The following is a 22,006-nucleotide window of genomic DNA, read 5'->3' as shown; positions in this document are numbered from 1 at the left end:
TCCTCGCACGGGCGGGCAACGCAAGGGTCAGCGGGAGCGCGCCGCGCCCGCTGCGTCCAGCGCGGCGCTCGCGTCCCGTTCGATCCGCCGCAGCAGCGGGCGCGGGTCGTCCTGGAAGTAGAAGTGGCCGCCGTCCATGACCCGCAGGCCCAGGAACCGCTCGGTGTACGCCTCCCAGCCGGCCATCCGCGCCGGCGAGGCGTGCGCGTCGCCCGCGCCCGCGTACGCGGAGAGCGCCACCGGCAGCGGGGCCGCCCCCGGATCGGGCCGCCACTCCTCCACCAGGCGCAGGTCGGCCCGGACGACCGGCTCGAACACCGACCACAGGTCGGGGTCGTCGAAGATCCCGTCGGGCGTCCCGCCCAGCAGGTTCAGCCGCGTCCGCAGCTCGGCGTCGGGCAGCTCGTGGTACGGCTCCGCCGGACCCGCGGGCTGCGGCGCGGTGCGCGCGGAGACCCCGACCCACACGGGCGCCGGCAGGCCCCGCGCGACGGCCCGGCGGGTCATCTCGTATGCCACGAGTGCCCCCATACTGTGGCCGAAAAGGGCATACGGGCACGTGAGTTCGGGCTCGACGTGGTCCAGCAGGAAATCGGCGAGACGGCCCGCGTCGTCCAGTGGCGGGAGGTCGAGGAGGAAGCCGTGGCCCGGGGCGTCGAGCAGCCGCACGTCCCAGGAGTCCGGCAGTCCGGCGGGCCAGCGGCGGTACGGAAGATGGGATCCGCCCGCGTGGTGCAGGACGAACAAGCGCAAGGTGGGACGTGTGCTGTCCATCTCTCTCCCTCGGTCGGGCCGCGCACCCCCGCACCATAGGGCTGCGCCCGCACGGCGGGGTGCGCGCATCAGGTGGCCTGTGCCGAGGGTGTGGCGGCTCTCCGGCGATCCTCAGGCGGCCCGCCCCAGGCGCCCCCCGGAAGCCCGCTGTCCGGCCTTGCGAGCAGGACTCGACCGTGTCTCAAAAGGGCTGTGGATACAGTGGGCGCCGAATCGGACCGGCACCGCGGGAAGCCCGGCCCGAACGGCATCCGCGGTCCCGCCCGCACGGCCAGTACGCCGCACCCACCGCTCGAACCGGAGCGCCGGGCGCCCTCCGGAACCACGCCGACCGGCACATCTGGCGCGCGCCCTCCCACACCCTCGGCCTGACGGGTCCTTCTTCCCTGGTCGCCCCACGACAGTTAAGGAAGTGTCACGTGAGCACGAACCCCTTCGACGACGGGGACGGTCGCTTCCACGTCCTGGTCAACGACGAGGACCAGCACTCCCTGTGGCCGGTCTTCGCCGACGTCCCCGCGGGCTGGCGGGTGGTCTTCGGCGAGGCCGACCGCGCCGCGTGCCTGGAGTACGTCGAACGCAACTGGACCGACCTCCGCCCCCGCAGCCTGCGCGAGGCCATGGCGGCGGACTAGGGGGGTGTTGCGAAAGTCCCGCACGGGCACCGCACAGGACTTTCGCAACACCCCCGGGCCACCGCCGGCCGGCACACACTCTGACTTGGGGGATGAAGACAGTGAGCGGCGCTGCGAGAACCGCGGGCAGTCACCGGGCCCGTCCGGCGGGCCACGGCGGCGGGCCCGCCCAAGGCGATGTGGTCCTGTCCTTCGTGGGACCACAGGCCGAAGTGCGCAAGACGGGGATGATCCTCCCGGCGAACCTGCCGGAGCGGTCCTGGGAACAGATCGGGACCAACCTGCGCGAGCTCGGGAACTCCTCGGCCTGGTGGCTCGCCGACTGGCTCCGCTTCGGCGAGGCCGCCTACGGGTGGCGGCGCTACAAGGAGGCCATCGAGCGCACCGGGCTCGACTACCAGACCCTGCGCAACTACGCCTGGGTGGCGCGGCGCTTCGACCACCACCGCAGGCGCGACGGCCTCAGCTTCGCCCACCACGCCGAGGTGGCCCGCCTGGCTCCGGCGGAGCAGGACTACTGGCTGCGCCGGGCCGAGCAGCAGAAGTGGTCGCGCAACGAGCTGCGCCGGACGGTCCGCGCGGGCCTCGCCGTGCAGAACGGCACGGCCGGCCTCCCCGCGGGCGGGGGCGACGAGCGGCCCGGAGCGGCCCGTCCGGCCGGCCCGGGGGCCGCCGGGCAGCGCTGCCCGCAGGTCACCAAGCTCACCATCGAGCTCTCCGCCGACCAGCTCGAACACCTCACCGAGGCGGCCGCCGCACACGGCCTGCCCGTGGACAAGTGGGTGACCCGGCTGCTGGAGACCGCCGACCGGGCGACCGCCGACCGGAAGACCGCCGACCTCACGTCCGCCTAGCGGCGCGGCCCGCCCGCACGCGTGCCGGGCCGGTCCCGCCGCCGCGGTGCCCCGGCGGCCCGTCCCGCCGGACACCCCTCACACCGGAGCCAGTTGATGATCCTTCAGGGAAAGCGGGTCGCCCTGCCCCCGAACCCCGTCGTGCACCGACGGTTCGAGGAGCACGCGCGGGCCACCCCCGACGCCGTCGCCGTCTTCCGGGCCGGCGAACGGACCACGTACGCGGAGCTGGACGCGCGGGCGAACCGGTTCGCGCACCACCTCGCTGCACGCGGAGTGGGCCGGGGCGCGAAGGTCGGCGTCTGCCTGGACTACTCGGCCGACCTGCTCGTCGCCGTCCTCGGCACGCTCAAGGCGGGCGCGGCCTACGTCCCCTTCGACCCGGCCTACCCGCCCGCCAGGATCCGGCTGCTGCTGGACCAGGTCCCCGACCTCGCCCTGATCGTCGCCTCCCCGGCGACGGCCCCCCTGGTCGGGGAGGCACCCGTCGAGGTCACCGGCTTCGAGGAGCTGTCCGAGCGGCTCGCGGCGCTCCCCGCGACCTCCCCCGGTACCGAGGTCACCGGCGACGACCTGTGCTACGCGGTCTTCACCTCCGGCTCGACCGGCACGCCCAAGCTGACCGCCGTGCGGCACGAGGGCTGGTTCAACCTGATGAACTGGCTCCAGCTCGAGTACGGCCTGCACCAGGGGTCGCACAACCTGGTCGTCAGCGCCTTCGGGTTCGACCTCTCCCAGCGCGCCCTGATGACCCCGCTGTTCTGCGGCGCCACCCAGTACTTCACCGCGAGCCGGAACTTCGACCCCATGCTCGCCTACCGCACGCTCTCCGAGCACCCCGTCCGCACCGTCCACTGCGCCTCCAGCACCCTGTACCTGCTGGTGGACTGGGAGACCGCCCGCGGCGGCGACGCCCTGACCCGGCTCGACTACGTCCTCTTCGGCGGCGAGGCCCTCAAGGCCGAACGGCTCACCGACTGGGCCCGCCGCGAGGGCAACACCTGCACCCTGCTGCACCAGTACGGGGTCGCCGAGTGCACGGACGTCGCGACCTCCTACGACCTGGCCGGACACCGGACCGCCGGACACGAGGTCGCCCCGGTCGGCCGCCCGGCCTACAACACCGACATCCACCTCCTCGACGAGCAGCTGCGCGCGGTCGCGCCCGGGGAGCAGGGCGAGATCTGCATCGCCGGCGCCGGCGTCGGCGCCGGCTACCTCGGCGCCGGCGGACCCGAGAACGCGAAGTTCACCACGGCCCTGGCCGACGGGAAGCCGCTGCGCCTGTACCGCACCGGCGACCGCGGCCGGGTGAACGCCGACGGGGACCTCGTCGTCCTCGGCCGGATCGACGCGCAGGTCAAGATCCGCGGCATGCGCATCGACCCCGCCGACGTCGAACGCGCCCTCGCCCGCCTCGCCGGCGTCCGCGAGGCCGCCGTGGCGGTCACCCGCACCGCCGCCGGGGAGGCCGAGCTGTCCGCGTTCGTCGTCCCGGCGGGCGCCGACCTCGCCGAGGACGACCTGCGCGCCCGGCTGCTCGAGGACCTGCCGCGCACCATGGTGCCCGCCAGGTTCACGAACATCGCGCGGATCCCGCTCAGCCCGCACGGAAAAGTGGACCGCGCGGCGCTCGCCGACGCGGCAGCGAGAGGACAGTGATGATTGCCGACGGTGTCCGCGCCATCTGGTGCCGGGAGTTCGAGCGCGAGGACATAGGGCCCGACGACGACTTCTTCGCCCTGGGCGGCCAGTCCCTGATCATGACCAAGATCCAGGGCGCCTACATCGAGGAACTCGGCGCCGAGGTCCCCATGGACCAGATGTTCCTCAACCCGACGATCGCGTCGATCTCCGCCTACATCGAATCCCACCGGTAGGGGGCCGGACCATGGACGACTACGACGTCATCGTCATCGGGGCGCGCTGCGCGGGCTCACCGACCGCCATGCTGTTCGCCCGCCGCGGCTACCGCGTCCTGCTGCTGGAGAAGGCCCGCTTCCCGCAGGACACCCTCTCCTCGCACTACATCCACATGCAGGGCGTCGCCCTCCTGAACCGGTGGGGACTGCTCGACCGGATCCGCGCATCGGGCGCCACGCCCATCACCCACGAGCGCTACGAGGGCCCCGGCGTCCGCATCGACGGCTTCTCCCTCCCGATGGACGGCCTGACCACCACCTACGCCCCCCGGCGCTACGTGCTCGACCCGATCCTCGCGGCCGGCGCCGTCGAGGCCGGCGTCGAGTTCCGGGAGGGCTGCGCGGTGGCCGACCTGCTGTGGGAGGACGACCGGGTCACCGGCGTGCGCTACACCACCCCCGGCGGCACCGAGGCCACGGCCCGGGCGCGCCTGGTCGTCGGCGCCGACGGCATGCGCTCGCTCGTGGCCCGCAAGGCGGGCGCCCCCTACACCGTCGAGCACCCCCGGGCCACCTGCGTCTACTACAGCTACTGGTCGGGCGTCTCCTCCAGCTTCGAGCTGTACGAGCGGCCGGGGCGCTGGGTCGCCGCCGTCCCCACCAACGACGACCTCAAGCTGATCATGACGTACTTCCCGCAGGCCGACTACAACGAGGTCCGCAAGGACGTCGAGCCCGCCTACCTCGAAGCCGTCCGCAGCACCGCCCCCGACCTGTACGAGCGGATGCGCGGCGGCCGCCGCGAGGAGCAGATGTACGGCACCGGCCACCAGGAGAACTTCTTCCGCAAGGCCTACGGGCCCGGCTGGGTGCTGGTCGGCGACGCGGTCAACCACAAGGACTCCATCACCGCCCGCGGGATCACCGAGGCCTTCGTCCAGGCCCAGTCCCTCACCGACCTGATCGGCGACCGGCTGCACGAGGACGCCCCGCTCCGCTCCGCCCTGCGCCGCTACGAGAACGAACTGGGCAACGAGGCGCACAGCCAGTACCAGGGCGCCCTCAACGTGGCCGAGCTCAAGCCCGAGGGGCGCACGGACATGCTGCGCAAGCTCGTCGGCCACCAGGAGCACATCGACCGGTACTTCTCCACCCTCTCCGGGGCGGTCTCGATCGACGACTTCTACAACGAAGAACTCTTGACCCTGCTCGACCAGAGCTGAGCGACGACCCGCCTGCCCGACCCGCTCGACCTGCTCCCTGGTTCGCCGATTTTGGAGACACAATGATCCCGTTGTCGTTCGCGCAGCGCCGGCTGTGGTTCGTGGACCGGTTCGAAGGCCCTTCCCCGACCTACAACGGCGCGTTCGCCCTGCGGCTGACCGGTGAGCTGGACGCGGGCGCCCTCGAAGCGGCGCTCCGCGACGTGGTCGACCGGCACGAGGTCCTCCGCACGGTGATCGCCGAGGGCGACGACGGGATCCCGCACCAGCGGGTCCTGGCCTCCGGGGAGCGGCACGTCACCCTGCCGGCCGTCGACACCGCCCCGGACGAGCGGGCGGCGGCGGTCGACCGGGCGGCCAAGGAGACCTTCGACCTGGCCGCCGACACCCCGATCCGCGCCACCCTCCTGCGGACCGGCCCCCGCGAGCACACCCTCGTGCTCGTGGTCCACCACATCGCGCTGGACGGGGAGTCCCTCGGACCGCTGCTGCGCGACCTCACCGAGGCCTACGCGGCCCGGCAGCGGGGCGCGGCCCCGGCCTGGGAGCCGCTGCCCGTCCAGTACGCGGACTACACCCTGTGGCAGCAGGACGTCCTCGGCGACGAGTCCGACCCCGAGAGCCTGGCCGCCGGACAGCTGGCGTACTGGCGCGAGGCCCTGGACGGCATGGCGCAGCCGCTGGCCCTGCCGACGGACCGCCCCCGCCCGCAGCGCACCGCCCCCGACGGCGGCCTGGTCCGCTTCCCCGTCGGGCCGGACCTGCTGGCCGCCGTGGAGAAGCTGGCCGCCGAGCAGGACCTCACCGTCTCCATGGTCATGCACTCGGCGCTCGCGGTGCTCCTGCACCACCTCGGCTGCGGGGACGACATCCCCATCGGCGCGCCGATCGCCGGCCGCACCGACGAGGAACTGCGCGACCTCGTCGGCTTCTTCGTCAACACCTGGGTGCTGCGCGTCGACCTCTCCGGCAACCCCACCTTCCGCGAGCTGCTCCGGCGGGTCCGGGACCGGGCGCTGGCCGCCTACGACAACCAGGACATCCCCTTCGAACGGTTGGTGGAACTGCTCAACCCGGACCGGTCCATCGCCTACCACCCGTTCTTCCAGGTGATGCTCGCCTGGCAGGAGCCGCTGGGGGAGCTGGAGTTCCCGGGCCTGGCGGCCGAGGCCGAGACGCTGGAGACCGGAACGGCCAAGTTCGACCTGTTCTTCAACATGATCCCGGACGGCACCGGCGGGGCGGGCGTCCGGCTGGAGTACGCCACCGACCTCTTCGACCGGGCCACCGTCGAAACCCTCGCGGCCCGGTTCGTGCGCGTCCTGGAGGCCCTCGTGGCCGGCTCGGACCGCACCGTCGGCTCCGTCGACGTGCTCGACGCGGCCGAACGCGAGCGCCTGCTCGGCCGGTTCAACGACACCGCGACCGAGCTGCCCGCCCTGACCGTCCCGCAGCTGTTCGAGGAGCAGGCGGCCCGCACGCCCGACGCCCCGGCGCTCGTGTGCGACGGCCGGACGCTGACCTACCGGGAGCTGGACGCGCGGGCCGAGTCCGTCGCCCGGGAGCTGGTGCGGCGCGGCGCCGGACCGGAGGACCTGGTGGCGCTGGCCCTGCCGCGCACCGGGGAACTCGTCGCGGGCCTGCTCGGCATCCTCAAGTCCGGCGCCGGCTACGTCCCGCTGGACCCGCAGTACCTCGCCGGACGGGCGCGGACCGTACTGGCCGAGGCCCGCCCCAAGCTGGTGCTCACGGACACCGCCACCGCCCGGGAGCTGCCGCCCCACGAGATCCCCGTCCTCGACGTGGACGACCGCGCGGCCTGGGCGACCGGTCACGTGGACCGGACCGCGCCGGCGCCGGACAACCTGGCGTACGTGATGTACACCTCCGGCTCCACCGGCAAGCCGAAGGGCGCGGCGATCACCCACCGCGGCGTGGTCAACGGCGTACGGGAGCTGGTGCGCGTCCTCGACGTGGAGCCCGGCTGGAAGATGCTCTGCGGCACCTCCGTCAACTTCGACGTCTCGGTCTTCGAGCTGCTGACCACCCTCTCCACCGGCGGCACCGCCGAGCTCGTGGACAACGCCCTGGCCCTCGCCGACCGCGACGGCTGGGACGGCCACGTCCTCAGCGGGGTCCCCTCGGTCCTCGGCGAGCTGGTGGGCCGGCTGGACCGGGCGCCGGAGGTGTGCAGCGTCGTCCTCGCGGGCGAGGTGCTCCCGGCCCGGCTGGTGCGGCAGCTGCGCGAGGCGCTGCCCGGCGCGCAGATCGTCAACTCCTACGGGCAGAGCGAGAGCTTCTACGCCACCGCCTTCTCCCTCCCCGCCTCCGAGGAGTGGGCCGGGGGCGAGGTCGCGCCCATCGGCACCCCGCTGGGCAACATGCGCGCCTACGTGCTGGGCCCGGGACTCGCCCCCGTCCCGCAGGGCGTGGTCGGCGAGCTGTACGTGGTCGGCACCTGCCTCGGCCGCGGCTACCACGGCCGCCCGGGCCTGACCGCCGAGCGCTTCGTCGCCAGCCCCTTCGGCCCGCCCGGCGAACGGATGTACCGCACGGGCGACCTCGCCCGCTGGGACGCCCTCGGCCGGCTGGAGTGCGTCGGCCGCGGTGACGGCCAGGTGAAGGTGCGCGGCTTCCGCATCGAGACCGCCGAGGTCGAGGCGGCGCTCACCGCGCACCCCGGCATCAGCGAGGCCGTGGTCATCGCCCGCGAGGTGCCCGCGGGCGGCAAGCGGCTCGTGGCGTACGTGGTCCACACCGGCGAGGGGGCCGTCGGCGACGACGGGGCCGGCGGCATCGGCGACGTGGACGTGCAGGCCGGCGCCTCGGCCGCCGAACTGCGCAAGTTCACCGCCGCCCGGCTGCCCGACTACATGGTGCCCTCGGCCTTCGTGGCCGTCGGCCGGCTGCCGCTGGGCCCGACCGGCAAGCTCGACCGTGCCGCGCTGCCCGAACCGGAGTTCCTGGGCGGCGCCTACCGGGAGCCCCGCACCGAGGCCGAGCGGATCATCACCGCCGCCTACGCCGACGTGCTCGGCGTCGACCGGGTCGGCGTGGACGACGACTTCTTCGCCGTCGGCGGCGACAGCCTCCGCTCGATCCAGGTCGTCGCCCGGGCCCGGGCGCGGGGCCTGGAGGTGACCACGCGCGAGATCTTCGAATGCCGTACGGCGGCCCGGCTGGCCGAGGCGGCCGCCGACCGCCGGGACCGGGTCCCCGTCCTCGCGGAACTCGACGGCGGCGGCGTCGGCACGCTGCCGCTCCAGCCGGTGGCGCGGCACGTGTTCGAGCACGGCGGCGGGCTGAACCGTTTCGCCATGTCGCTCGTCGTGGACCTGCCCGAGGGCATCGACGAGACGGCCCTGGCCGCCACCCTCGACGCCGTGCTCGACCGCCACGACCTGCTGCGCTCCCGGCTCGTGCGCGACGCCGGCGAGCCCACCCTCGTCGTCCGCCCCCGGGGCGCCGTCCGGGCGGCGGAGCTGATCCGCCGCGTCCCCGTCACCGGCGGCTGGGACGACCCCGCCGCCCTGGCGGCGGCCAAGGCGGAACTGGAGGCCGCGGCGGACCGGCTCGACCCGGCCGCCGGGACCATGGCGGACTTCGTCTGGTTCGCCGCCGGCTCCGGCCAGGGCCGGCTCCTGCTGGTCCTGCACCACCTCGTGGTGGACGGGGTCTCCTGGCGCATCCTCATGTCCGACCTCGCCGAGGCCTGGCAGGAGGTCCGCTCCGGCCGCACCCCCGCCCTGCCCGCCGTCGGCACCTCCGCCCGCCGCTGGGCGACCGCCCTGGACGACGCGGCCTTCTCCCCGGAGCGCGAGGACGAGCTCGACCACTGGCGCGACGTGCTGGAGTCCGCCAACCTCCCGCTGGGCGAGCGGGCCTTCGATCCGGCCGTGGACACCATGTCCACCCTCGACACCGTACGGGTCCAGCTGCCCGCCGAGGTCACCGAGGCGGTCCTGACCCGCCTCCCCGCCGCCTTCCGGGCCACCGGCACCGACGTGCTGCTCGCCGCCCTCGCCCTCGCGGTGGGCCGCTGGCGCGGCGACGGGCGCTCGACCCTGGTCCGGCTGGAGGGCCACGGCCGCGAGGAGGACGCCGTCCCCGGCGCCGACCTCTCGCGCACCGTCGGCTGGTTCACGAGCATGTACCCGGCGAAGGTCGACGTGGCGGGCCTGGACCTGGCCGAGGCGCTGGCCGGCGGCCCCGCGGCCGGCGCCGCCGTCAAGCGGGTCAAGGAGCAGCTGCGCGCGATACCCGGCAAGGGCCTCGGCTACGGGCTGCTGCGCTGGCTGAACCCGGAGACCGCCGTCCAGCTGGAGGAGTACGCGGCCCCGCAGATCGGCTTCAACTACCTCGGCCGGATCTCCGACGCCGACGTGCCCGAGCACCTGCGCGGCCAGGGCTGGGCCCCGTCCGACTGGTCCGCCGAACTGGTCCCGATGCCCGACCCGGACCTGCCCGCGCTGTCCGCGCTGGAGGTCAACTCCGTCGTCACCGACACCGAGGACGGCGCCCGCCTCCAGACCGTGTTCATGTTCCCCACCGGGGTCCTCTCCCGCGAGCGGACCGCCGAACTCGCGGACCTGTGGGTGGAGGTGCTGCACGGCTTCGCCGCCCACGCCGCCCGCCCCGGGGCCGGCGGCCTCACCCCCTCCGACGCCCCCCTGGTCACCGTGCGGCAGCAGGAGATCGAGGAGTGGGAGGAGCGCTACGGCCGCCTCGTCCAGGTGTGGCCGCAGGCCCCCGGCCAGTCCGGGATCCAGTTCCAGGCGGCCCTCGCCGACGGCACCTTCGACGTCTACCACATGCAGTTCGTGCTGCACCTGTCCGGACCCGTGGACCCCGCCCGCATGCGGGCGGCCGGCCAGGCCCTCCTGGACCGCTACCCCAACCTGCGTTCCGCGTTCCTCGCCGCCGACGGCGGCGACCCGGTCCAGGTCGTCGCCGAGCACGTCGCCGTGCCCTGGCGCCACCTCGACCTGACCGGCCGCACCGGCGCCGAGCAGGACGCCGCCCTCGACCGGGCCCTCGCCGACGACCGCGCCGACCAGCTCGACCCCACCCGGCCGCCGCTGTTCCGCCTGGCCCTGCTCACCTGCGGGCCCGACCGCTCCAAGCTGATCGTCACCGCCCACCACACCCTCTTCGACGGCTGGTCCTCGCCGCTCGTCATCAAGGACCTGGTCCGGCTGTACGCCGGCGACGAGGAGCTCCCCCCGGTCCGCGGCTACGGCGACTACCTGGCGTGGCTGTCCCGCCAGGACCGGGAGGCCTCGGCCGCCCGCTGGCAGGAGGAGCTCGACGGCTTCGAGCAGCCGACCCTCGTGGCCGCCGACCGCGCCGCCGAGGGCGAGGCCACCGCCCTCGGCCGCGTAGAGGTCCCCTTCACCATCGACCAGGGCCGCGAACTCGCCCGCCGCGCCGCCGGACTCGGCGTCACCCTCAACACCCTCCTCCAGGGCGCGTGGGCCGTGGTCCTCTCCAAGCTGACCGGGCAGCACGACGTGGTCTTCGGCGCCGCCGTCAACGGCCGCCCCGCCGACCTGGCCGGATCGGACGAGATGGTCGGCCTGTTCATCAACACCCTCCCCACCCGGGTCCGCTGCCGGCCCGGCGACACCCTGGCCCGGGTCGTCACCGACCTCCAGGACCGGCAGATCTCCCTCCTCGACCACCACTACTACGGCCTCGCCGACATCCAGCGCGGCGTCGGACTGCCCTCGCTGTTCGACACCATCGTCGTCTTCGAGAACTACCCGATCGACCGCGAAGGCATCGTCGAAGCCAACGAGTCGGCGGGCCTGACCATCGACGCCATCCGGCCCTTCGCCGGCTCGCACTACCCGCTCACCCTCAACTCCTCCGACCCCTACCTGCGGCTCTCCCTCGACTACCAGACCACCCTCTTCGACCGCGGGGCCGCCGAGGCCGTCGCCGCCCGCCTGGTCCGGGTGCTGGAGCGGTTCCTCGCGGACCCCGACACCCCCGTCGGCGCCGTCGACGTCCTCTCGGCGGACGAACGCCACCTGCTGACCGAGCGGGTCAACGACACCGCGCACCCCGTCGCCGACGACACCCTGCCCGGCGCCTTCGAGGCCCAGGTGCGCCGCACCCCCGACCGGGTGGCGCTGATCGGCGAGCACGAGACCCTCACCTACGACGCGTTCAACCGCCGCGCCAACCGCCTCGCCCACTGGCTGGTGGAGCAGGGGGCCGGCCCCGAGCGGCTCGTCGCCGTACGGATCCCCCGCTCCGTCGACCTGATGGTGGCGATCTACGCCGTCGTCAAGGCGGGCGCCGCCTACGTGCCCGTCGACACCGAACTGCCCGAGGACCGGGTACGGCTCGTCCTGGACACCGCCGACCCGCTGCTCGTCCTCGACGCCGCCCTCCCCGACGTCTCCGGGTACCCGGACACCGACCCGGCGCCCGCGCTCACCCCGGACCACGCCGCCTACGTCATCTTCACCTCCGGCTCCACCGGCCGCCCCAAGGGCGTCCAGGTCGCCCACCGGGCCATCATGAACCGGCTGGCCTGGGGCCTGTCCCACTTCGACGTCACCCCCGAGGACCGGATCCTGCTCAGCACCACCGCGAGCTTCGACGTCTCGGTCCCGGAGATCTTCGCCCCGCTCCAGGCGGGCGCCGCCGTGGTCGTCGCCCGCCCCGACGGCCGGCGCGACCCCGCCTACCTCGCCGACCTGATCCGGCGCGAACGCGTCACCGGCGCCGACTTCGTGCCCTCCCTGCTGGAGGCCTTCGCCGCCGAACCCGCCGCCGGGGACTGCGCAAGCCTGCGCTGGATCGAGGTCGCCGGCGAGGCCTTCCCGCCCGCCCTGGCCAACAAGGTCGCCGCCCTCCTGCCGGACCTCGGCGTGTACAACCTCTACGGGCCCACCGAGGCCTCCGTCGAGGTCACCGCCCACCGCCACGTACCCGGCGCCGACCGGGTGCCCATCGGCGCCCCCGTGTGGAACACCCGGGTCTACGTCCTCGACGCGGCCCTGCGCCCCGTCGCCCCCGGAGTCCCCGGCGAGCTGTACCTGGCCGGCACCGGACTCGCCCGCGGCTACCTCGGCCAGACCGCCCTCACCGCCGAACGCTTCGTCGCCTGCCCGTACGGCGAGCCGGGCGGCCGCATGTACCGCACCGGCGACGTCGTCCGCTGGAACGCCGACGGCCAGGTCGAGTACATCGGCCGCTCCGACTTCCAGGTCAAGCTCCGCGGCTTCCGCATCGAGCTCGGCGAGATCGAACAGGTCATCGCCGCGCACCCCGACGTCGAGAGCGCCGTCGCCCTGGTCCGCGAGGACCGCCCCGGCGACCAGCGCCTGGTCGCCTACGTGGTCCCGGCCGCCGGCCGCACCCCCGCCCGCCTCGACCTGGCAGCCCTGACCGCCCTGGTCGGCGAGCACCTGCCCGCGTACATGGTCCCCTCGGCCGTCGTCCCCCTCGACGCGCTCCCCTCCACCCCCAGCGGCAAGCTCGACCGCAAGGCGCTCCCGGCGCCCGACCTCCCCGCCCGGGCCGAGCCCGGACGCGGCCCGCGCAACCCCACCGAGGAAGCCCTGTGCCGGCTGTTCGCCGAGCTGCTCGGCGTGGACGAGATCGGCATCGACGCCGACTTCTTCGACCACGGCGGCCACTCGCTGCTGGCCACCCGGCTCACCGGCCGCATCCGCAACGCCCTCCACGTCGACGTGAAGGTCACGACGGTGTTCCGCAACCCGACCGTCGCAGGCCTCGCGGAGAAGATCGCGGAAACGGCCGGGTCGACGTCGAACCGCCCCCAGCTGCGCCCCCGACTGGGCCAGATGACCGTATCGGAGCAGGCCCGATGATCCCCCTGTCCCACGCGCAACGCCGGATGTGGTTCCTCCACCGCCTGGAGGGCCCCTCCGCGACCTACAACATCCCGTTCGTCCTGCGCCTGGACGGGCCCCTGGACACGGGCGCCCTGGCCGCCGCCGTACGGGACGTCGTCGCCCGCCACGAGAGCCTGCGCACCCTGATCGAGGAGGACGAGGACGGGACGCCCGAGCAGCGGATCATCCCGCCCCAGGAGGCCGACCCGGGCCTGCGGGTGACCGACGTGCCCGCCGGGGCCGTGGACGCGGCGCTGCGCGCGGCCGTCGCCGAGCCCTTCGACCTGGACACCGAGCTGCCCCTGCGGGCGACCGTCCTGCGCACCGCCCCGCAGGAGCACGTCCTCGCGTTCGTCTTCCACCACATCGCCGCGGACGGCGCCTCCATGGGCCCCTTCCTGCGCGATCTGATGGAGGCCTACACCGCCCGCCACGCGGGCGAGGAGCCCGGCTGGGCCCCGCTGGACGTGCAGTACAAGGACTACACGCTGTGGCAGCGGCAGCTGCTGGGCGACGAGGACGACCCGCAGAGCATCGCGGCGGCCCAGCTCGACCACTGGCGCCGCGAACTCGCCGACGTCCCCCAGCCGGTCAACCTGCCGCTGGACCGGCCCCGTCCGGCCGTCGCCAGCCACCGCGGCGGACACGTCTCCTTCGAGCTGGAACCCGAACTCGTCGCCCGGCTCGGGAAACTCGCCGCCGAACACGGCGCCACCGCCCCCATGGTCGCCCAGGCCGCCCTCGCCGTACTGCTCCAGAAGCTCGGCGGCGGCGAGGACGTCACCATCGGCAGCCCCATCGAGGGGCGCACCGAGGAGGCCCTCGCCGACCTGATCGGCTTCTTCGTCAACACCTGGGTGCTGCGCGCCGACCTGTCCGGCAACCCCTCCTTCGGCGACCTGCTGGACCAGGCCCGCGACAAGGCCCTCGCCGCCTACGACAACCAGGACGTCCCCTTCGAACGGCTGGTGGAGCTCATCGGCCTGGACCGCTCCACCTCCTACCAGCCGCTGTTCCAGGTGATGCTCGCCTGGCAGTTCGTCTGGCCGGAGATCCGGATGCCCGGACTGCGGGTCACCCCCGTCGCCCTGGGCACCGACACCGCCAAGTTCGACCTGTTCTTCAACATCGTCCCGGACGCCGCCGGCCGCGCCCACGGCCGCCTGGAGTACGCGGCGGAACTCTTCGACCACCCCACGGCCGTCGCCGTCGTCGACCGCTTCGTGCGCATCCTGGAGCAGGCGGTCGCCGACCCCGCCCTGCGCCTCGCCGACCTCGACGTCCTCGACGCGGACGAGCGGGACTGGCTGCTGCGCACCGCGAACGACACGGCCGAACCGACCCTGGAGCCGGGCCTGGTGGAGGCCGTGGCCCTCCGGGCCCGGACGGCGCCGGACGCCCCCGCCGTCATCGGGGAGGACGCGACGCTGACCTACGCCGAGCTGGAGGCGCGGGCCGGCCGGCTGGCGCACTGGCTGGCCGGCCGCGGGGTGCGGCCCGAATCCCTGGTCGCCGTCCGCCTGCCCCGCTCCGCCGACCTCGTGGTCGCCCTGCTGGCGGTCCTGAAGACCGGCGCCGCCTACGTGCCGGTCGACCCCGACCACCCCCGGTCGCGCATCGAGTACATCCTCGCCGACTGCCGCCCGGCGCTCGTCCTCGACGCCGACGCCCTGGCCACCGCCCGCGAAGAGGCCGCCGGCCCCGGCCCCGCGCCCCTGCCGCAGGCCTCCCCGGACAACACCGCGTACGTCATCTACACCTCGGGCTCCACCGGCAACCCCAAGGGCGTCGCCGTCCCGCGCGGCGCCCTGGACAACTTCCTCGCCACCATGGGCCGCCGGGTCCCGCTCACCCCCGCCGACCGGTGGCTCGCGGTGACCACCGTCTCCTTCGACATCGCGGCCCTGGAGCTGTACCTGCCGCTGGTCAGCGGCGCCGCCGTCGTCCTCGCCGGGAAGGACACCCTCGCCGACCCCTCGCAGACCCTCGCCCTGCTGCGCCGCCACCGGGTCACCGTGGCCCAGGCCACCCCGGCGTTCTGGCAGATGCTGCTGATGTACGAGCCGGACGCCGCCACGGGCCTGCGGGTCCTGACCGGCGGCGAGGCCCTCCCGGCCCGGCTGGCCGACACCCTGGCCGGCGCCGCCGCCGAGGTGGCCAACGTCTACGGCCCCACCGAGACCACCATCTGGTCGACCCTGGCCCCCGTCGGGGCCGGGACGGGCGTGTCCATCGGCGCGCCCATCGGCAACACGCAGGTGTACGTCCTCGACGCCCGCCTGAACCCCGTCCCGCGCGGGGTCCAGGGCGAGCTGTACATCGCCGGGGACGGGCTGGCGCGCGGCTACCAGGGCCGCCCGGAGCTGACCTCCGAGCGGTTCACGGCCTGCCCGTTCGGCCCCGCAGGCGCCCGCATGTACCGCACCGGCGACCTGGTGCGCTGGTCCGCCGACGGCCGGCTGGAGTACGTCGGGCGGACCGACTTCCAGGTGAAGGTGCGCGGCTTCCGCATCGAGCTCGGCGAGATCGAGAACGCGCTCGCCGGGCACGAGGGCGTGGCGCAGGCCGTGGTCGTGGTGCGCGAGGACCAGGAGGGCGACAAGCGGCTCGTCGGCTACGTGGTGCCCGACCCGGACGGCGCGGCGGCCGGCGCCGACGCGGACGCCCAGGTGGACGAGTGGCGCCAGGTCTACGACGACACCTACGCCGGCTCCGGGGACGAGGCGCTCGGCGAGGACTTCGAGCTGTGGACCTCCTCCTACGACGGCGAGCCGATCCCCCGCGAGCAGATGCGGGCCTGGCAGGACGCGGCCGTGGCCCAGGTCCTGCGGTACCGGCCGCGGCGGGTGCTGGAGATCGGCGTCGGCTCCGGCCTGCTCCTGGCGAAGATCGTCGGAGAGGTCGAGGAGTACTGGGGCACCGACATCTCGGCCACCGTCGTCGACCGGGTCCGCCGGCAGGCCGAACAGGCCGGCCACGGCGCGCGGGTGCGGCTCAGCGCCCAGCCCGCGGACGACGTGTCCGGGCTGCCGCGCGGCACGTTCGACACGATCGTCCTGAACTCGGTCGTCCAGTACTTCCCGAGCGCCGGCTACCTGGACCGGGTGCTGCGCCAGGTGACGGAACTCCTCGCGCCCGGCGGCCGGGTGGTCGTCGGCGACGTCCGCAACGCCGCGACGCTGCGGATCCTGCTCACCGCGACCCAGCGCGCGGCCCACCCGTACGCGGCCCCCGAGGAGCTGCGCAGCCTGGTGGAGAAGGCCCTGTTCGCCGAACGGGAGCTGGTGGTCGCCCCCGAGTGGTTCACCGCCTGGGCGCAGGAGCACGGCGCCGCCGCCGACATCCGGCTCAAGCCGGTCACGGAGCACAACGAACTGACCCGGCACCGCTACGAGGTCGTGCTGCACGCGGATCCGGCCCGGGTGCTCGACCTGACCGGCGTCCCGGCCGTGCCCTGGAGCCGGGAGCAGGACTCCGGCCTCGCCCGACTGGCCGCCGCCGTGGACCGGGAGGGCCCGCTGCGGGTGACGGGCATCCCCAACGCGCGGCTGGCCGAGGAGGCCGCGGCGGCCGTCGCGGCGGGAGTCCTCGCCCCGGTGCCGCTGCCCGCCCCCGGCGCCGCCGACCCCGAGGAACTGCGGGCCGCGGTGCGCGGCCTGGGCGCCGACGCCGTCGTCACCTGGTCCGGCGAGGACCCGCGCCACTTCGACCTGGTCCTGCTGCCCCCGGGCCAGGTCGGCCCGGACGCCGCCGTCGCCGCCTTCGCCGCCGCGCCCGGCGGGGCGGCCGGGCGGATCCGGGCGAACGACCCCTCGCTGGCCGGCTCGATCGGCCCGCTCCTGGCCCGGCTGCCCGAGTACCTGCGCGGACACCTGCCGGACTACATGGTGCCCACGGCGATCGTCCCGCTCACGGAGATCCCGCTGACCCCGAACGGCAAGCTCGACCGCCGGGCCCTGCCCGTCCCGGACTACGCGCAGGTCTCCACCGGCCGGGCGCCGCGCACCGCGCGCGAGGAGACCCTCTGCGCGCTGTTCGCCGAGGTCCTCGGCCTGGAACGGGTCGGCATCGACGACGACTACTTCGCCCTCGGCGGCGACAGCATCCGCTCCATCCAGGTCGTCGCCCGCGCCAAGGCCCGCGGCACGGTCCTCACCGTGCGGGAGATCTTCGAACACCGCACCGTCGCCCGGCTCGTGGAACTGGCCGACGCCCGGGACGAGGAGGGCCCCGCCCTGCCCGAACTCCCCGGCGGCGGCACCGGCCGGGCCCCACTGCCCCCGCACGGCACCGCCGTGGGCCGGCCCTACACCTCCACGCTGCTCACCCTGCCCGAGGGCGTCGGCCACGAGGAACTCGTCACGGCGGTCCAGGCCCTCCTCGACCGGCACGACGTCCTGCGCGCCCGCCTCGACCGGGAGGACCCGGGCCTGCTCATCGAGCCCCCCGGCACCCCGGACGCGCGCGGACTCCTGCGCGAGGCCCCCGGCGGCGGCGCGGACGCCGCCGAGGACGCCGTGCGCGCCGCACTCGACGCCGCCGCGGCCCGCCTGGACCCGGACGCGGGCGTGATGGCGCAGTTCGTCCGGCTCGGCCCCGCGTCCGGCACCCAGGACGGAGGGCGGCTGCTGGTCGTCGCCCACCGCCTGGCCGTGGACCCGGCGTCCTGGCCGATCCTGGTCGCGGACCTGGTCCGCGCCTGGCAGCAGGCGCGCGAGGGCCGGATCCCCGCCCTGCCCCGCACGGGCACCTCCTACCGCGGCTGGGCCCACGCCCTGGCCGAAGCCGCGCCCTCCCCGCAGCCGCAGCGGGCCCCGTACGGGGACGAGTCCCCCTTCGGCAGCCACGAGGCGCCCGGCACCGGCACCGGCACCGGCACCGGCGCCGCGGACCGGGTGCGGGTGCGCGTACCGGCGGAGGTCACGGCCACCCTGCTGGACCGGCTGCCCGCGCTGCTGCGCACCGGCGCCGAGGACGGCCTGGTCACCGCGCTCGCCCTGGCGCTGGCCCACTGGCGCGCGGCGCGCGGCCTGCCGGCGGCGCCCGCCCCGGTCCGGCTGGAGGCGCGGGAGCGGCCCGCGCACCTGGTGCCCGGCGCCGACCTGGCCCGCACCGTCGGCCCGTTCACCCCGGTGTTCCCCGCCCGGCTGGACCTCACCGGCCTCGACCTCGCGGAGGCGCTCGCCGCGGGACCGGCCGCCGGCCGGGCCCTGAAGGCCGTCAAGGAACAGGTCCGGGCGGCGGCGGCCCACCTCCCCGGCCCCGGCGCCCCCGCACCGCGCATCGGGTTCGGCTACCTCGGCCGCACCTCCGCCGCGCGGCTCCCCGAAGACCTGCGCGGCCTGGGCTGGGCCGTCGACCCCGCCCACCCGGACCCGGCCGCCGCCCCGGACGCCGGGATCCCGCTGCCGTCCGGCCTGGAGGTCGAGGCCGTGGCCGCCCCCGGCCCCGGCGGCGAGGAACTGACCGCCGCCTTCACCTTCCCGGCCGGGACCCTCTCCCGCGAGGAGGTGACCGAACTGGCCCTGCTGTGGGTCCGGGCCCTGACCGCCCTGGCCCGGTACGCCGCCACCCCCGGCGCCGGCGGGCTCACCCCCTCCGACGCGCCCCTGGCCGGCGTGACCCAGGAGGAGATCGACACCTGGGAGGCCCGGTACGGACGGCTCGCCGAGATCAGGCCGACCACCGCGACCCAGTCCGGGATGCTCTTCCACACCCAGCTCGCCGGGACCTCGTTCGACCCGTACCACAACCAGCTGGTCTTCCAGCTCTCCGGCGACGTCGACCCCGACCGGATGCGCCGCGCCGGACAGGCCCTGCTGGAGCGCCACCCGGGCCTGCGCGCCGCGTTCGTGGCCCGGGCCGACGGCGACCTCGTCCAGGCCGTCCCGGCCGCAGGGGTCGTCCTGCCCTGGCGCCACCTCGACCTGACCGGGACCGGGGAAGGCGTACGCACCGAGGAGTTCGAACGGTTCCTCACCGAGGACCGGGCCGCCCACTTCGACCTGGACGCCCCGCCCCTCTTCCGGCTCTCCCTCGTCGTCCTGGAGCCCGGCCGCGCCGAACTCGTGATGACCTCCCACCACGTCCTGTTCGACGGCTGGTCCACGCCCCTGCTGATGCGGGACCTGCTGCTGCTCTACGGATCCCGCGGCGACGGCTCCGCCCTGCCCCCGGCCCCCGGCTTCGACGCCTTCCTGAGCTGGCGCGCCCGGCAGGACACCGCGGAGTCCCTGCGGGCCTGGACCGCCGAACTCGACGGGGCCGAGGAGCCCACCCTGCTCGCCCCCGGCTCCGAGGGCGTCGGCGAACAGGGCGTCGCCCAGCTCGACGTGGACCTCCCCGCCGAGGAGGCGCGCGCCCTCGCGGCCCGCGCCGCCGAACTGGGCGTCACCGTCAACACCCTGGTCCAGGGCGCCTGGGCGCTGCTGCTGGGCCGGCTCACCGGCCGCCGGGACGTGGTGTTCGGCGCCACCGTCTCCGGCCGCCCGCCCGCCGTGCCGGACGTGGACGCGATGGTCGGGATGTTCATCAACACCCTTCCCGTGCGCGTCGCGTACGCCCCCGGCGACACCCTCGCCGAGATCCTCACCCGGCTCCAGGACCGGCAGGCCGGCCTCCTGGACCACCACCACCTCGGGCTCACCGAGATCCAGCAGGCCCTCGGCCGGCCGTCCCTCTTCGACACGCTGTTCGTCTTCGAGTCCTACCCGGTCGACCGCGAGGGCCTCGGCGCCGCGAGCGCCGCAGCGGACGGCATCGCCTTCACCGGCCTGCGCCCGGCCACCGCCACCAACTACCCGCTGGCCCTGATGGCCGCCGTCGACCCGCACCTCCAGCTGATCCTCCAGTACGCGCCCGGAGTCTTCGACCGGGAGGCGGCGCAGGTGATCGCGGCCCGCCTGGTCCGCGTCCTGCGGCAGCTGGCGGCCACCCCGGACCTCAAGGCCGCGCACCTGGAGGTCCTGGACCCGGCCGAACGCGAACGGCTGCTCACCGGCCTCAACCCCCCGGCCGCGCCCGCCCCGGACACCACGGTCCCCGGCCTGGTCGGGGCCCAGGCCGCCCGGACCCCGGACGAGCCCGCCCTGGTCACCGAGGACGAGACCCTCACCTACCGCGAACTCGACTCCCGCGCCGAGGCCCTGGCCCGGGTCCTGGCCGCGCACGGGGCGGGCCCGGAGTCGCTGGTCGCCCTGGCCCTGCCCCGCTCGGCGGCCCTGGTCGTCGCCCTCCTCGCCGTCCTGAAGGCGGGCGCCGCCTACCTGCCGGCCGACCCCCGCTACCCGAGCCACCGCCTGGCGGCCATCCTCGCCGAGGCCCGCCCGCACCTGGTCCTCACGGACTCCGCCACGGCCGCGGCCCTCCCGGAGCACGAGGCCCCGGCCCTCCTCCTCGACCGGCTCGCCCCGGCCGCGGACGACGCCGCCGCCCCGGCGCCCCGGATCCACCCGGACCAGCTGGCGTACGTGATGTACACCTCCGGCTCCTCCGGGAAGCCCAAGGGCGTCGCCATCACCCACGCCAACATCGTGAACGGCGTCCGCCAACTCGCCCCCGTCGTCGGGATGGGGCCCGGCAAGAGGCTCCTCGCCGGCACCTCCGTCAACTTCGACGTCTCGGTGTTCGAGATCGTCACCACCCTCGCCTCCGGCGGCGTCGTCGAACTGGTCCGGGACGTCCTGGTCCTGGGCGAACGCAAGGAGGGCTGGAGCGGCGCCGTCGTCTCCACCGTCCCCTCCGCCTTCGCCGAACTCCTCGACGCCATCGCCGGCCGCACCGAGGTCGAGACGGTCGTCTTCGCCGGTGAGGCCCTGCCCGTCTCACTGGCCGAGAAGGTCCGCGCCGCCTTCCCCGGCGTCCGGGTCGTCAACGCCTACGGGCAGAGCGAGTCGTTCTACGCCACCGCCGCCGTGGTTCCGGCCGGCGCCGGCCGCTCCGGCAGCGCCCCGGTCGGCGCCCCCCTCGGGGGCATGCGGGCCTACGTCCTGGGCCCCGACCTGGCCCCGCTGCCGCAGGGCGCGACCGGCGAACTGTACGTCGGCGGCAGCCTGGGCCGCGGCTACCAGGGCCGCGCCGACCTGACCGCCGACCGCTTCGTCGCCGACCCCTTCGGTCCGCCCGGTGCCCGCATGTACCGCACCGGCGACCTGGCCCGCTGGAACGCCGAGGACCAGCTGGAGTACGCGGGCCGCGGCGACGCCCAGGTCAAGGTGCGCGGCTTCCGCGTGGAGCCCGGCGAGGTCGAGGCCGCGCTCACCGCGCACCCCGCCGTCGCCCAGGCCGCCGTCGTCGCCCGGCCGGGCCCCGGCGGCGGGCAGCAGCTCGTCGCGTACGCGGTCCCGGCGGGCGCCCTGACCGCCGAGGAGCTGCGCCGGTCCACCGCCGAGCGGCTGCCCGACTTCATGGTCCCGTCCGCCTTCGTCCTCCTGGAGCGGCTGCCGCTGATGCCCAACGGCAAGCTCGACCGGGCCGCGCTGCCCGAACCCGAGTTCACCGGCGCCCCCTACCGGGCCCCCCGCAGCGCCCGCGAGGAGTCCCTGGCCGCGCTGTTCGCCGAGGTCCTCGGCCTGGAGCGGGTCGGCATCGACGACGGCTTCTTCGAGCTCGGCGGGCACTCCCTGCTCGCCACCCGGCTGATCAGCCGCGCCCGTGCCGAGCTGGGGCTGGAGATACCCATCCGCAAGATCTTCGACCTGCCGACCGTCGCGGCGCTCGCACCGTGGCTGGCGGAATCGGCCGCCGCGCGCCGCCCCGGTCTGCGCCGGATGTTCGTATGAGGAGTGA

8 protein-coding genes are annotated in these 22,006 nt (G+C 75.1%); 7 read left to right on the top strand and 1 reads right to left on the bottom strand.

All coding sequences use genetic code 11. From position 1 onward, the window contains the following. Positions 1–27 precede the first annotated feature (27 nt). Positions 28–774, bottom strand: a complete 747-nt coding sequence (locus ACFVXK_RS05985; RefSeq protein WP_389610305.1) for a thioesterase II family protein — start codon at positions 772–774, stop codon at positions 28–30. A gap of 419 nt (positions 775–1,193) precedes the next feature. Here ACFVXK_RS05985 and ACFVXK_RS05980 point away from each other — a divergent pair, with 419 nt between their 5' ends. From ACFVXK_RS05980 to ACFVXK_RS05950, 7 genes are all read left to right on the top strand, one after another. Further along, positions 1,194–1,409, top strand: coding sequence for an MbtH family protein (locus ACFVXK_RS05980; protein WP_079432244.1), 216 nt, complete (start codon positions 1,194–1,196; stop codon positions 1,407–1,409). 194 nt (positions 1,410–1,603) lie between these two features. After that, positions 1,604–2,263: an LmbU family transcriptional regulator gene (locus ACFVXK_RS05975; RefSeq protein WP_389610304.1), complete on the top strand. Its 660-nt coding sequence runs from the start codon at positions 1,604–1,606 to the stop codon at positions 2,261–2,263. 96 nt (positions 2,264–2,359) lie between these two features. Continuing rightward, positions 2,360–3,925: an amino acid adenylation domain-containing protein gene (locus ACFVXK_RS05970; protein WP_389610303.1), complete on the top strand. Its 1,566-nt coding sequence runs from the start codon at positions 2,360–2,362 to the stop codon at positions 3,923–3,925. Continuing rightward, complete coding sequence (locus tag ACFVXK_RS05965) at positions 3,925–4,143, top strand: phosphopantetheine-binding protein (RefSeq protein ID WP_358893387.1); 219 nt, start codon at positions 3,925–3,927, stop codon at positions 4,141–4,143. Before ACFVXK_RS05970 ends, ACFVXK_RS05965 begins: the two co-directional genes overlap by 1 nt. 11 nt (positions 4,144–4,154) lie before the next feature. Beyond that, the gene (locus tag ACFVXK_RS05960; RefSeq protein ID WP_389610302.1) at positions 4,155–5,348 is read left to right on the top strand and encodes an NAD(P)/FAD-dependent oxidoreductase; all 1,194 of its coding nucleotides are present in this window, start codon (positions 4,155–4,157) and stop codon (positions 5,346–5,348) included. A gap of 62 nt (positions 5,349–5,410) precedes the next feature. Further along, on the top strand, positions 5,411–13,195 hold the full coding sequence (locus ACFVXK_RS05955; RefSeq protein ID WP_389610301.1) for an amino acid adenylation domain-containing protein: 7,785 nt from the start codon (positions 5,411–5,413) through the stop codon (positions 13,193–13,195). Then, positions 13,192–21,999, top strand: coding sequence for an amino acid adenylation domain-containing protein (locus ACFVXK_RS05950; RefSeq protein ID WP_389610300.1), 8,808 nt, complete (start codon positions 13,192–13,194; stop codon positions 21,997–21,999). The genes ACFVXK_RS05955 and ACFVXK_RS05950 overlap by 4 nt, the downstream gene beginning before the upstream one ends. Positions 22,000–22,006: the final 7 nt, after the last annotated feature.

The sequence above is a fragment of the Streptomyces sp. NPDC058157 genome (genome assembly GCF_042884105.1).
Taxonomy (GTDB): domain Bacteria; phylum Actinomycetota; class Actinomycetes; order Streptomycetales; family Streptomycetaceae; genus Streptomyces.
The sequence above is the reverse complement of the archived record's forward strand: the minus strand, read 5'-3'. Positions and strand labels throughout refer to the sequence as shown.